Genomic DNA, 13,052 nt, shown 5'->3' on the forward strand with positions numbered 1-13,052 from the left:
TTAGTTGAACAAGTTCTTCAACAAACCATCTACCGCCTCTTTTGTTTTCTCATCTTTGATCTTGTCCGTGAGCTTCTCTACTCCACGATCAATTTCTTTCTGAGCTTTTTGTTTCAACACGTCATCAAAGACTAGCTTGAACTTAGGATCTGCCCATTTGCCAGAAACGTTGATAGGGATAGTGATGTCTTTCAATTCATCAATGGTCTTACCACCCTGACCTTCCAATGAACCCACTATCGAAGTACTAATGGTGAAATCAACAGTTTCATTCAAGTAGTTTGCCTGCCCCTTACCACGAACACGAAGAAGTGGAGACTGCGCTTTCATGTTATCCGTTGAGACCGTGCCTTTATTTAACTTCAACGTCGCGGTCATCGCACTGAAGTCGGTTTTCTTAACTTCATCTGTGCCTTCAATGCTTTGACCTTTAAATCGCGCGTAGTTTTCGCGGATTAGCTGAGCAACGTTAATGCCATTCACAGCACCATCTGCAAAATTGATCACCACTGTACCAACAAGGTTCTTTTTGATGCCAGTTGGCGTTAGGCTCTTACCACTCACATTGACATCAATGTTACCAGTACCTTCCAGCATGTCGTTATTTGCTACATCGACAAGTAACGGTTGGACTTGTACACCTTTGATTGATTTCTTCGCAGAGTATGTGGCAGGTGATTTACGCGCATCCAGTTTGGCCGTCGCAGTGATCGTGCCTTGGTACAACTTAGAGCTGAATGAAGTAAGATCAAAGACACCACGATTAACAGAGAAGCTTGCTTTCACTGCTTCCATCTTCGCATTAGCCGCCTTAAATTTGTCAATCGTAATATTGCCTTTCACATCAAGCGTTTTTAGTGCAGACAAGTCCGGCTCAACTTCAGGACCAGTAGATGCACTACTGTTGCCACCTGATGCTGGTTTATCACCCGCTGGAGCTTGCTTATTCAAGCCAAGGAATTCGTCCAAATCGATATTAGGACTATGCACTGCAAAACGTACTTTAGGAATATCACCCAGAGTCACATCTGTTTTACCATCGAGCGCAATTGCGTTCGCCGTAAGTTTCTCGAGCACAAAGCTCAGATGATTCTTAGTGAGGTCGAATGAAAGATCAGAGACCATATCAACTTTCATTGGTGATTGCGGTAGCGCATCTCCCTCAAAAGTCGCATTCAACGTCAGCTTATTCAGTTGTACCTTACTGATCGCCTTATCGATACTTAGCTCACCACCACCTTGCATATCGAGCTTCATACCACCAGCGTCACCTTTCAATGCATAGCTCAAGTTATTCACTTTATCGAACTCAAACGTATCTAGGCCAATAGTTGCTGAGTCAATTTTGTTTGCAGGATCAGCGTAAGTCGCATCAAAGTTGATGTTTTTCAGTGCGTAGCTCGCCAGACCTTTTGCTACTTTAAAGTCCGCTTTGCCTTGTGCTGTGAACGTTTGGTCATTCATCTCACCTTTCATGCCGAAATCAGCCGTTGTCCAGTTATCAAAAGCAAACTGAGAAAGGTTTAAAGAAATGTCAGAAAGCTTAGTGTAGCTACCTGTTTGCTTGTCTTGGATTTCAACATAGCCATTTGAAATGCTGACTCCAGCGAGATTGATCGTCCAATCAGAAGCAGCACTTTGTGAGTCTTCCGCTTTTTCTGGCGAAGCTTCGGTCGTTTGTTCTGCTTGTTGAGTTTGTGCTTTGGTTAACGCATCAATGTTCTTCGTGCCATCTTTCAGTGTTTCAAGATAGAACTCCGCACCATCAAGGGTGACATTACCAATTTCCAGCTGTTTGCTTAATAGCGGGGTAACCGAGACATCAACACCTACTGTCTCGACTTTAAATAGGTTTGGTTGACTAAAACCTTGTGGGTTTCTCAGTTCAGTACGACCCAATTCGAAACCAATCGACGGGAAAAACTGCCAGCTGATATCCCCTTCGATTACGAGTTCCAATCCAGTTTGCTTTTGCGCTTGCTCCACGATAAGTGGTTTAAATTGGTTTGGATTGACAAAAATAACCAACCCTAAAATGACAGCTAAGATCGCCACAATTGGAATGGCAATGATTAAGAGCAGTTTCTTCATTCGCTTTTTCCTTGCTCGAGTGTTTTTACAATTATAAGCACAGACTTGTTTTATCGCTGACCGTTCCACGAAAGCGTGAAAAATGTCCGATTTTGTAGTGCAACTGACTAATTTAAAAACAAAAAAAAGAAGTGGCACCTAAGGTGCCACTTCTTCATACAAAAATAAAGCGATATAGCCGTCTAAACGCTTAAGCTTTCAGAAGTTTTGCAATGTGCGCTTTAAGAACATCGATTGCGATACGGTTTTTACCACCGCGAGGTACGATGATGTCCGCGTATTGCTTAGAAGGTTCGATAAATTGCATGAACATCGGACGTACTGTCTGCTGGTATTGCTTAAGAACAGATTCCATTGTACGACCACGCTCTTCAACGTCACGTTTAACACGACGCAATAGACAGATATCTAATGGTGTATCCATAAATACTGTCGCGTGCATTAAGTCGCGAAGACGCGGATCAGTCAGAAGCAAGATACCTTCAAGAATGATGACCTTTTTAGGGGTCATTGGAGTGGTATTGCTTGTACGAGTGTGCTCAGTGTAGCTGTACTCTGGTACTTCTACTGCTTCGCCACGAACCAATTTTTCTAAGTGTTCACACAGCAGGTCGTGGTCTAACGCGCTCGGGTGGTCGTAGTTAGTCTTTACACGCTCTTCCATGCTTAGTTGGCTTTGGTCGTTGTAGTAGCAATCTTCCGTGATGACACCGATTTGATGATCGCCCACTTTCTCGCGAAGCTCATTGTAAATAGTGCTCGCGATCAGACTTTTTCCAGAAGCAGAAGCGCCAGCAATACCTACGATGACGCATTGATTATTATCAGACATTAATTTGCACCCGATGATGATTTTCTAGTCACATAAAAAGATAAACTGCCTGATTATAGGGAGTTCACCCGTTCGTTACTAGTTGGAATTAGGGTTTCGTTATAAGTTTCTGTCAGCTCAGAGGATTAACCTCCGAGCAAACGTTTAAATGAACAATATTCAACCAGTGCTAATATTAAACTCAGTTCACCATAGTAAAACTGATTGCATCAGGTTTGGCTTTGCCTTGCCAATACATTGTACAACAAACACGATCAGCAAGTTGTTTATAATAACCAGCGTGTTCGCTATTCGGACGTCTCGCCACGGTCGGAATACCAGCATCAATGTCTTCTCGCATAGAGATATGAAGCGGAATTTGCCCAAGCAGCGCCAAGCCAAATTCTTGTGACATTTTCTCTGCACCACCAGTACCGAAAATATGCTCAACAGCCCCACACTGACTACAAATGTGGTAACTCATGTTCTCAACGACGCCGACAACAGGCACGTTGACTTTATGGAACATCGCCGCACCTTTACGTGCGTCCGCCAATGCGAGATCTTGCGGTGTTGTAACAAGCACCGTACCTGTTACTGGAATTTGCTGAGACAGCGTTAGTTGGATATCCCCCGTACCCGGTGGCATATCAATCACCAAGTAATCAAGCTCTGGCCAATCCGTTTCTGTCAGTAGCTGTGATAAGGCCTTAGAGGCCATGGGACCACGCCAAATGGCTGCTTCCGATTTATCGACTAAGTAGCCAATAGAATGAGTATAGATTCCGTGGGCAAAAATAGGCTCCATCCACTTAGCATCACGAACTTCAGGCTTAGCGTCTTCTTGACCAAGCATCATAGGAACCGATGGACCATAAATATCGGCATCTAACAAACCTACTTTTGCTCCGGATTGCGCAATTGCGAGGGCAAGGTTTACTGCTGTGGTTGATTTCCCAACCCCACCTTTCGCGGAACTTACCGCAATAATGTTTTTAACGCCCTTTACCGCATTGGTGACTTGAGTCTCAAGTGCTTTAACGTTGAGCTCAATCTGGAAATCAAATGCAGGAACGTCACCTGATGCCTGTTGCTCTTGTATCCAATCGGATAACGAAACTTGAAGTTCGTTACTCGCGAAAGGTAAAGTGATTTGAATGCCACCTTGTGCGGGAATCACGACAATACCGTGAATGTCCGCCCAGTTTTCCACCAACTGTGGATGTTGGAACTGGTTGAGCCAATGACAAAAATCTTGTTTTGAAGTGAACTGATGCATGAGACCTCCTTTATGCATCTAATCGTAGCACCCAGCGGCGAGATTCAGAACCCCAAAAAAACTAAGGCAATCCATGGTTTGATGCCTTGGCGTTAGGAAGCTCATGGGGTAGTATTACTCTCTATTTTTTATACCTATCAAAAAGCGATTATTAAGTATGGCAAACGATCCAAGAAAACTGCTGGTAACTTGTGCCCTTCCGTACGCTAATGGTTCGATTCACCTAGGTCACATGCTTGAGCACATTCAAGCTGATATCTGGGTTCGCTACCAACGCCTACGTGGCAACACTGTAAACTTCATCTGTGCTGACGATGCTCACGGCACGCCAATCATGCTAAAAGCACAACAGATGGGAATTACACCAGAAGAGATGATCGCTGCAGTAAGCGAAGAGCATCAGAAAGACTTCGCTGGCTTTGATATTAGCTTTGATAACTACCACAGCACACACTCAGACGAGAACCGCGAGCTAGCGTCTCACATCTACCTTGAGCTGAAGAAAAACGGCTTTATCTCTAGCCGCACTATCTCTCAGTTGTTCGACCCTGAGAAAGAAATGTTCCTACCGGATCGTTTCGTAAAAGGTACTTGTCCTAAGTGTAAGTCAGAAGACCAATACGGTGACAACTGTGATAACTGTGGTGAGACGTACAGCCCAACTGAACTGATTAACCCGAAATCAGCAGTATCTGGCGCAACGCCAGTCATGAAAGACTCTGAGCACTTCTTCTTCGACCTACCTCAGTTCGAAAGCATGCTAAAAGAGTGGACTCGTTCAGGTTCTTTACAATCTGAAACTGCTAACAAGATGCAAGAGTGGTTCGAGTCTGGTTTGCAACAGTGGGACATCTCACGTGATGCGCCTTACTTTGGCTTCGAAATCCCAGGCGAGAAGAACAAATTCTTCTACGTATGGCTAGATGCACCAGTTGGCTACATGGCTTCTTTCAAGAACCTATGTGACAAGACTGAAGGTCTAGACTTCGACGAATACTGGAAGAAAGACAGCTCAACTGAGCTTTACCACTTCATCGGTAAAGACATTGTTTACTTCCACTCACTATTCTGGCCAGCAATGCTAGAAGGCAGCGGTTTCCGTAAACCAAACAATGTATTCGTACACGGCTACGTAACAGTAAACGGTGCGAAGATGTCTAAGTCTAAAGGTACGTTTGTTAAAGCAAGCACTTACCTAAACCACCTAGACCCAGAGTGTCTGCGTTACTACTACGCTGCAAAACTAAACAGCCGTATCGACGACCTAGACCTTAACCTTGAAGACTTCACTCAACGTGTTAACGCTGACGTAGTAAACAAAATCGTTAACCTAGCTTCTCGTAACGCTGGCTTCATCTCTAAACGTTTTGAAGGCAAGTTGGCTGAAAACTTTGCAGAACCTGAGCTATACAACGAATTCGTTGCAGCAGCAGACCGCATTGCAGAGCTTTACGAAACTCGTGAGTTTGGTCGTGCGATCCGTGAAATCACAGCACTAGCAGACAAAGCAAACCAATACGTTGACGAAAAAGCACCTTGGGTTGTTGCAAAAGAAGAAGGCAAAGATCAGGAACTGCAAGAAATCTGTTCTGTAGGCATTAACCTGTTCCGCGTGCTGATGACTTACCTAAAACCAGTGATGCCTGCACTAGCAGCGCGTACTGAAGCATTCCTAAACGAAGAGCTAACTTGGGAAGGCATCGCTGCACCACTGACTGGTCACGAGATCACTAAGTTCAAAGCGTTGTTCAACCGTATCGATCCTAAGAACATCGAAGCGATGATCGAAGCATCGAAGGAAGACGCTGCGGCAGAAATGGCAGCAAAAGAAAAAGCGGAAGCAGAAAAGAACAAAGCTAGCCAAACTGAGCTAGATAAAGATCCAATCGCTGAAGAGATTGAGTTCGATGCTTTTGCAGCGGTTGATATGCGTATTGCTCGCATCATCTCGTGTGAAGAAGTGCCAAAAGCAAACAAACTGCTTAAGTTCCAACTAGACATCGGCGGTGAAACTCGTCAGGTATTCTCTGGCATCAAGTCAGCTTACAAACCTGAAGAGCTAGAAGGCAAGCTAACCGTAATGGTAGCGAACCTAAAACCTCGTAAGATGAAGTTTGGTATGTCAGAAGGCATGATCCTAGCAGCGGGCCCTGGTGGCAGCGACCTATGGATCCTTGAGCCACATGAAGGTGCTCAACCAGGCATGCGTGTAATGTAATTCGTCACTTTACGATCAAACGTAAAAATCCCCGCCCAATTTGGCGGGGATTTTTTTTGACAAAATTCACACTTTTGGTGAAATTACGCACCAAAATCGTACAGTTCTTTATTCATAAAAAAGCTAAGCTACTGTTTTAAAACAACTTAACTATTGGCATCAAAGATGCTCTTACTTAGTTGCTAGGTCAACAGCACTAACAAGGAGTTGGTTATGTTTGTTTTGATTTCTACTTTGATCTCGATTGCCATTCTGGCAGGGATCTATCATTTGGCAGCGAAGCGAGAAAAACAACATGCTCGCAAATATCAATTACTCACCTTATTACGCGATGTGGTTCACCTACTACGCCGTCACCGAGCGGTGACCCACTACTCTATCCAATACCAACAACATCATGAAAAAGAGATAGAGCAAATTCATCAGGAGTTAGGTTATAAACTGCATCAGCTCGTGGAAACTTCTCGCTTTGAGAACAAACCCATGTATCGCGTGCTGCAAATCAAAATCGATAAGTTGATGGAACAATGGCAGGACAACACGGTAGCACGGAATCAGATGGAGCATGGCAAACTGATCCGCCATAGTTTGTTCTTAATGGATGAGGTTACCATCGCATGGCTCGCTATTGCCCAGAGAGACGAGTTACATGACGAGTACCATATGAATTGGCAAACCGTGATTGATAGCTTAGAAACGCTGACACAGCTCCGTATCAGCATTCAAGACATGCAAGACAGAGGAGGGCCTGAAAGGATGAGAAATTACGCATCGGTAATGATTAGAAGGCTCAATCAATTGGCAGTAATTAGCCCCTTGAGCGTTGCCTCTCCGATGTCCGCTAGGTCGATTCAATCTCTAAATGAATATATAGAAGGTGAAATACTGTCACTGAGCGAAGAGGAGTTGTACGACATTACTTCTGATTTGTCCCTTACTGTGTTCAATACCTATGACCAGATGCTCTCAGACATCATAGAGACCCTTTACCTACCATTGCCCAGACTGTCCTTAGCTTAACGATTCGATGATGGTTTGACTGCTCTCGGTGAGTTACTACTAATAATAAAAAAACCGCAGGTACATGCCTGCGGTTTTGTATTTGAATCTTTTGCTAAGAGCGCTGATTAACTGTCGTCTTCCGTGAAGTTGGTCGGCAGTTCTTGCTTCATCTCATTCCAGATCTGAGCACTTTCCATACCATAGTGACGAATCACAACAGGAAGCTGATCACGTTGACCGGTTTCACACGTTTCTAGAAGTTGGCGGTAGAAGCGCAGCGCTAGATCTCGTGATGCTGGATTTGAGAAGTAGTAGCTGCCCACACGATCGTACAGTTTTCTCAAACCGTTAAAGATCAAACCGTAAATTTGGTTGCCAGAATGGAACGCTAAGCGTTGGAACAACATGTAATCATAGAAGTTGAACGTCTTAGCAATCAGGATTTCCTGACGTTTCGCCTCATCCTTCTCCGTGTCTTCTTTCACGCTTTGCAGAATCTTATCGGCATAAGGAGATGCCGCGATAAAATCGTCCCATGAAGGTGCTTTTACTAGAGCTTCACATGACTCGATAACGTTTTGAATAGTACGCTCAGACGCTTCTTTGTTTGCTTTGAATGCATAACGCATGAAGATAGGGCTGATGTTAGTACGTGCAGCAAGCAGGTCTTCGACGATGTTTGTCGCGTTATCAACATCTAGAGTCATCAGCGTGTCCAAGATATGCAGACCAGATGTCTCCATAAATTGGTTCACTTTGGTTGGCTTACCGTGCTGAATAGTCAACCAGCCATCACGAGCAAGACGTTGAAGTACTTCACGTAGAGTCGTACGGGTAACACCAATTAGTTCAGATAGCTCACGTTCAGCGGGTAAAATTGAGCCAGGTGGAAAGCGGCCGTTCCAAATGCTCTCGATAATGTATTTTTCTGCGAAACCCGCAGGGCTTTTAGCCTTAATGACCATTCTGTTTTTATCCAATCTTGATTTCTAAGGGTCGATACGACTCATCATACCACTACTTAACGATTTGCGAAAATTAACGATCAATAAATGAAACGAAATCTCAATATAGAGTTAATACTCTACATATATTTTCAATTTAAAACGTTAACCACTTGGAACCAAACGCGCAAAATTTATATTTTGAATAAAATGTACAGACCACAAACTCAGGAAAAATAAAGCCTACCCCGTCACACTTTTCTGCTCAAAATATGCAAAATAAATTTGTGTTTTACGATTAATATTCTTTCTTAATTTATCTTTTCTAGTAATTGACTTGGTTTTAAATTCCAAGGTGATTTTTTTTAATCTTTTCGTGGTATAGTAACGCCGTTTTGATCGCGTTATTACAAATAAAAAGCAGTTTTAGTCGGCAGCATCACGTTTTGTTATTGACTAATAAATGCCGGGGTGTAGAGTTGCGGTCGAAAGTGAGCGGTGCTTAAGTTCAGGGGAAGTAACTTGGCAAGACTACAGTAAAACAATGGATTGTTGTTTTTCTAAGTTATTGTTTTAAAAGACTAAATAATAAGTCTAACAAACAGATACTTAAGCACTATTGTAGTGTCTATTCATAATTTTGTTATAAAGAGAATTATCATGCCGATGTCGCTCGGAAATGCCTTTATCAAGAATTTCCTTGGTAAAGCGCCTGATTGGTACAAAGTTGCCATTATAGCCTTCCTAATTATTAACCCGATTGTCTTCTTCCTAATTGACCCATTTGTTGCAGGTTGGTTGTTAGTTGCGGAATTTATTTTCACACTAGCAATGGCGCTTAAGTGTTACCCACTTCAGCCAGGTGGTTTACTTGCAATTGAAGCGGTCGCTATCGGGATGACTAGCCCTGCCCAGGTGAAGCATGAGCTAGTTGCGAATATCGAAGTACTTCTACTATTGGTATTCATGGTTGCCGGTATCTACTTTATGAAGCAGCTTCTGCTGTTCATCTTTACAAAGATCCTGCTTGGTATTCGTTCGAAAACGCTACTCTCCCTCGCGTTCTGTTTCGCCGCAGCATTTTTGTCAGCATTCCTAGATGCACTGACTGTAATCGCGGTGGTTATCAGCGTAGCGGTAGGTTTCTACTCGATTTACCACAAAGTCGCTTCTGGTAACCCAATTGGTGATCATGACCATACTCAAGATGACACGATTACTGAGCTAACACGTGACGACCTTGAGAACTACCGTGCTTTCTTGCGTTCACTATTGATGCACGCAGGTGTGGGTACCGCGCTCGGTGGTGTAACAACCATGGTTGGTGAACCTCAAAACTTGATTATTGCTGACCAAGCAGGTTGGTTCTTTGGTGAGTTCTTGATCCGCATGGCTCCAGTAACGCTGCCTGTATTCTTCTGCGGTCTGATTACTTGTGCCGTTGTTGAGAAGCTTAAAGTGTTTGGTTACGGTGCGCAGCTGCCTGATAACGTTCGTCAGATCCTTGTAGATTTCGACCGTGAAGAGCGCAAGACTCGTACTAACCAAGACGTTGCAAAACTATGGGTTCAAAGCCTAATCGCGGTTTGGCTGATTGTTGCGCTAGCGCTTCACTTGGCAGCCGTTGGTTTGATTGGTCTTTCAGTGATTATTCTAGCAACATCGTTCACTGGTGTTATCGAGGAACACTCAATGGGTAAAGCGTTTGAAGAGGCACTGCCTTTCACCGCGTTACTTGCTGTTTTCTTCTCGGTTGTTGCGGTAATTATTGACCAAGAACTATTTAAACCTGTGATTGACTCTGTACTCGCAGTAGAAGATAAAGGCACACAGCTCGCTTTATTCTACGTAGCAAATGGTCTGTTATCGATGGTATCGGATAACGTGTTTGTTGGTACGGTTTACATCAATGAAGTGAAAGCGGCATTGATGGAAGGTTTGATCACTCGTGAGCAGTTTGACCTACTAGCAGTAGCAATCAACACAGGTACTAACCTACCGTCAGTTGCAACACCAAACGGTCAAGCCGCATTCCTATTCCTACTAACATCAGCACTGGCACCATTGATTCGTCTATCATACGGTCGCATGGTGATCATGGCGCTTCCTTACACGGTTGTATTAGCGCTTGTTGGTCTGATGGGTATCATGTTCTTCCTAGAACCAGCGACAGCATTCTTCTACGATGCAGGCTGGATTGTACCTAGTAGTGGTGATCTAGCTCCAGTTGTGTCAGGTGGACACTAAAAATTTGAGTTGATTAGGAAACTTATCCAAGTTAAAAAGCTCTGAGTAATCAGAGCTTTTTTATATTTCAAACAGGATCGTAATCGTGAGTATTTTTGCATCACTAAACCAGTTTTCGAAGGGACGCTTATCTTGGCTCCTCCTTCTTTTAGCTATCATCTTTTTTGAAGCTTGCGCCCTCTTCTTCCAACACGTAATGATGCTGGCACCTTGTGTCATGTGTATTTATGAACGTGTCGCTATGATGGGGATTGGCGTGGCTGCCATGATTGGTCTTGTTGCACCCAATAACCCATTAGTACGTTGGATTGCGCTCGCCGCATGGGGAGCAAGTGCTTACAAAGGCTTGATGTTAGCGATGCAACATGTGGACTATCAGTTCAACCCATCGCCATTTGCAACGTGCGATTTGTTTGTCACATTCCCTAGCTGGGCACCATTAAACCAATGGGTTCCGTGGATGTTTGAAGCATACGGCGATTGTGCGAAGATCGTTTGGCAGTTCCTTGGTCTTTCCATGCCTCAGTGGCTTGTGGTGATCTTTGCAGGTAACTTAGTCGCCCTTGCCTTTATTGTGATTGCCCAGTTCTTTGGCGGAAAGCGTAAAAACCCTATTCAGTAACGCTCCAACTGATTGCACTAAAAGCAGATTAAACCAATCAAAAAAGCCGACCTCATGGTCGGCTTTTTATCTTTAGTTCAATTACTTACCACAGCACTGCTTGAACTTCTTACCACTATCACATGGGCAAGGGTCATTACGACCGACATCCTTAAACGGATTCAAGCTCTTGGATTTTTTACCTACCATTAGCTCATCAGCACCAAGCGCCACTTCGTTAATCATCAAATCAAGCTGATCAATAAAATCCTTTAGTGCTGGCGGTGTTTCAATACCCGCATCACGCATTTGCTGTTGCGTTTGCTCTTCATCAATCGCTAGCATCATTGTCGTAAGCAAAGCTTGCAACATACGCTCTAAGCCATCGTTGAGCACGACATCATGCCATTGCTCTTCAATCATGGACCATACAGACATAAAACCTTCAGCAAAGTCAGCTAACTGATCTGAATCATCGTTGGTCAACGCGAGAATCGAGTACTCATTTCTCAGGATGTAATTGTGTTGTTTGTGAATTTGCTCTTCGATGACAGGCTGAAGAGCTTTAAAGCCCTCACCAAGCAGTGGCTCTAGCCACGTTTCTGGCGCTAATGGTTTTGTGGTTAGGTTAGCAGCGAGCACTGCCCCTTCCAAAAACAATGAAGACTCATCGAACTGAACTTCACCTTTCTCAATTAATGTGTATTGCATGACATCTGGTTTCTCATAAATTTGGCGGCATTATACCCCAGAGCTTATACCCAAGTAACCTCGAGATGCTTGGGTATATAGGATGCTCGTTGATGTCACTCGATGCTGATGAGTCTTTTAATGACAAACTTCACTCACATCGCTACAATCGCCCTCTTTTTTCCCACCAAAGTGTATTAGGTAAACTATGCGAGTTGTATTAGGTCCAATGGAAGGCGTTTTGGACCATTTGATGCGCCAAATCCTGACCGAAATTAACGACTATGATCTGTGTGTGACAGAATTTGTTCGAGTGATCGATCAGCTTTTACCTGATCACGTATTCCACCGTTTGTGTCCAGAACTTCTTCAAGGGTCACAAACCGCGTCTGGCGTACCTGTTCACGTTCAATTACTTGGACAAGAGCCTAATTGGATGGCAGAAAACGCAATCAAGGCGGCAGAACTTGGTGCTCGTGGCATTGATCTTAATTTCGGATGCCCTGCTCGATTGGTGAATAAAAGTAAAGGTGGAGCGGCTTTATTGCAGCATCCGGAGTTGATCCATAACGTTGTAAAAGCGTGCCGTGACGCGGTACCTACGGATATTCCTGTTACCGCAAAAATCCGTTTAGGTTGGGAAAAACCTGAAGACTGCTTTGAAATCGTTGACGCGATTCAATCTGCCGGCGCGAATGAGTTAACGGTTCATGCTCGTACAAAGCAAGGTGGTTATAAAGCTTCTGAAATCAAATGGGAATACATCACAAAGATCCGCGAGCGTTTTGATATCCCGTTAATCGCAAATGGCGAGATTTGGAATTACGAAGATGGTCAACGCTGCATCGAAATGACTGGCGTTGATTCTCTGATGGTTTGCCGTGGTGCCTTTAATATCCCAAACCTTGGTAACATGGTGAAATACGATCATAAGCCAATGGCTTGGTCAGAAGTTGTCGAACTGCTGATTTACTACTCTCAATTTGAGATGAAGGGCGACAAAGGTCTGTATTACCCTAACCGCGTAAAACAATGGTTCTCCTATCTACGTCAAGCTTACCCAGAAGCCAACGAGCTATTTAGAGAAATCCGCACGTTTAACAAAGCCGCGCCTATTGTTGAACATATTCAGCGCTACCGAGATGAGTTGCAATCTCGCGTCGCTTAGC

At 43.9% G+C, this 13,052-nt stretch carries 10 protein-coding genes; 5 read left to right on the forward strand and 5 right to left on the reverse strand.

Annotation, left to right across the window (positions count from 1 at the left end; genetic code table 11):
- The 3 genes from VHA02S_RS05080 to apbC form a co-directional block, all read right to left on the reverse strand.
- Nucleotides 1-2,091, reverse strand: a complete 2,091-nt coding sequence (locus VHA02S_RS05080; protein WP_038897686.1) for an AsmA family protein — start codon at nucleotides 2,089-2,091, stop codon at nucleotides 1-3.
- Nucleotides 2,092-2,281: 190 nt separating this feature from the next.
- A complete protein-coding gene (gene udk, locus VHA02S_RS05085; protein ID WP_005433235.1) occupies nucleotides 2,282-2,923 on the reverse strand; it encodes a uridine kinase in 642 nt (213 codons plus the stop codon).
- 181 nt (nucleotides 2,924-3,104) lie between these two features.
- On the reverse strand, nucleotides 3,105-4,181 hold the full coding sequence (gene apbC / locus VHA02S_RS05090) for an iron-sulfur cluster carrier protein ApbC (RefSeq protein WP_026000246.1): 1,077 nt from the start codon (nucleotides 4,179-4,181) through the stop codon (nucleotides 3,105-3,107).
- Between the two features lie 157 nt (nucleotides 4,182-4,338).
- On the opposite strand from apbC, the gene metG reads away from it, so the two are divergent.
- Nucleotides 4,339-6,399 (forward strand): methionine--tRNA ligase, encoded by a 2,061-nt coding sequence (metG, locus tag VHA02S_RS05095; RefSeq protein ID WP_017817847.1) that lies wholly within the window; start codon nucleotides 4,339-4,341, stop codon nucleotides 6,397-6,399.
- Nucleotides 6,400-6,612: 213 nt separating this feature from the next.
- Nucleotides 6,613-7,419, forward strand: a complete 807-nt coding sequence (locus VHA02S_RS05100; protein ID WP_038897685.1) for a hypothetical protein — start codon at nucleotides 6,613-6,615, stop codon at nucleotides 7,417-7,419.
- 107 nt (nucleotides 7,420-7,526) lie between these two features.
- Here VHA02S_RS05100 and fadR read toward each other — a convergent pair whose 3' ends face one another.
- Nucleotides 7,527-8,366 carry a fatty acid metabolism transcriptional regulator FadR gene (gene fadR, locus VHA02S_RS05105; RefSeq protein WP_005444763.1) on the reverse strand — a complete coding sequence of 280 codons (840 nt, stop codon included), beginning with the start codon at nucleotides 8,364-8,366 and terminating at the stop codon, nucleotides 7,527-7,529.
- Nucleotides 8,367-9,005: 639 nt separating this feature from the next.
- Here fadR and nhaB point away from each other — a divergent pair.
- Together nhaB and dsbB are read left to right on the forward strand one after the other, a co-directional pair.
- The gene (nhaB, locus tag VHA02S_RS05110; protein WP_009698498.1) at nucleotides 9,006-10,592 is read left to right on the forward strand and encodes a Na(+)/H(+) antiporter NhaB; all 1,587 of its coding nucleotides are present in this window, start codon (nucleotides 9,006-9,008) and stop codon (nucleotides 10,590-10,592) included.
- An 85-nt stretch (nucleotides 10,593-10,677) separates the two neighbouring features.
- Nucleotides 10,678-11,214, forward strand: a complete 537-nt coding sequence (gene dsbB, locus VHA02S_RS05115) for a disulfide bond formation protein DsbB (protein ID WP_017189373.1) — start codon at nucleotides 10,678-10,680, stop codon at nucleotides 11,212-11,214.
- Nucleotides 11,215-11,295: 81 nt separating this feature from the next.
- Here the strand turns inward: dsbB and VHA02S_RS05120 are convergent, their stop codons facing one another.
- Complete coding sequence (locus VHA02S_RS05120) at nucleotides 11,296-11,904, reverse strand: SEC-C metal-binding domain-containing protein (protein ID WP_038897684.1); 609 nt, start codon at nucleotides 11,902-11,904, stop codon at nucleotides 11,296-11,298.
- A 187-nt stretch (nucleotides 11,905-12,091) separates the two neighbouring features.
- Here VHA02S_RS05120 and dusC point away from each other — a divergent pair, with 187 nt between their 5' ends.
- Nucleotides 12,092-13,051: a tRNA dihydrouridine(16) synthase DusC gene (gene dusC / locus VHA02S_RS05125; RefSeq protein WP_038897683.1), complete on the forward strand. Its 960-nt coding sequence runs from the start codon at nucleotides 12,092-12,094 to the stop codon at nucleotides 13,049-13,051.
- Nucleotide 13,052 lies beyond the last annotated feature (1 nt).

Origin of the sequence: Vibrio harveyi NBRC 15634 = ATCC 14126 = KCTC 12724 (genome assembly GCF_001591145.1) — a bacterium.
GTDB lineage: Bacteria > Pseudomonadota > Gammaproteobacteria > Enterobacterales > Vibrionaceae > Vibrio > Vibrio harveyi.

What these genes read in the sequence shown, in the direction of transcription:
- VHA02S_RS05100 (WP_038897685.1), top strand. Translation starts at nt 6,613, where the DNA reads ATGTTTGTTTTGATTTCTACTTTGATCTCGATTGCCATTCTGGCAGGG.
- metG (WP_017817847.1), top strand. Translation starts at nt 4,339, where the DNA reads ATGGCAAACGATCCAAGAAAACTGCTGGTAACTTGTGCCCTTCCGTAC.
- dusC (WP_038897683.1), top strand. Translation starts at nt 12,092, where the DNA reads ATGCGAGTTGTATTAGGTCCAATGGAAGGCGTTTTGGACCATTTGATG.
- udk (WP_005433235.1), bottom strand. Translation starts at nt 2,923, where the DNA reads ATGTCTGATAATAATCAATGCGTCATCGTAGGTATTGCTGGCGCTTCT.
- apbC (WP_026000246.1), bottom strand. Translation starts at nt 4,181, where the DNA reads ATGCATCAGTTCACTTCAAAACAAGATTTTTGTCATTGGCTCAACCAG.
- nhaB (WP_009698498.1), top strand. Translation starts at nt 9,006, where the DNA reads ATGCCGATGTCGCTCGGAAATGCCTTTATCAAGAATTTCCTTGGTAAA.
- fadR (WP_005444763.1), bottom strand. Translation starts at nt 8,366, where the DNA reads ATGGTCATTAAGGCTAAAAGCCCTGCGGGTTTCGCAGAAAAATACATT.
- VHA02S_RS05120 (WP_038897684.1), bottom strand. Translation starts at nt 11,904, where the DNA reads ATGCAATACACATTAATTGAGAAAGGTGAAGTTCAGTTCGATGAGTCT.
- VHA02S_RS05080 (WP_038897686.1), bottom strand. Translation starts at nt 2,091, where the DNA reads ATGAAGAAACTGCTCTTAATCATTGCCATTCCAATTGTGGCGATCTTA.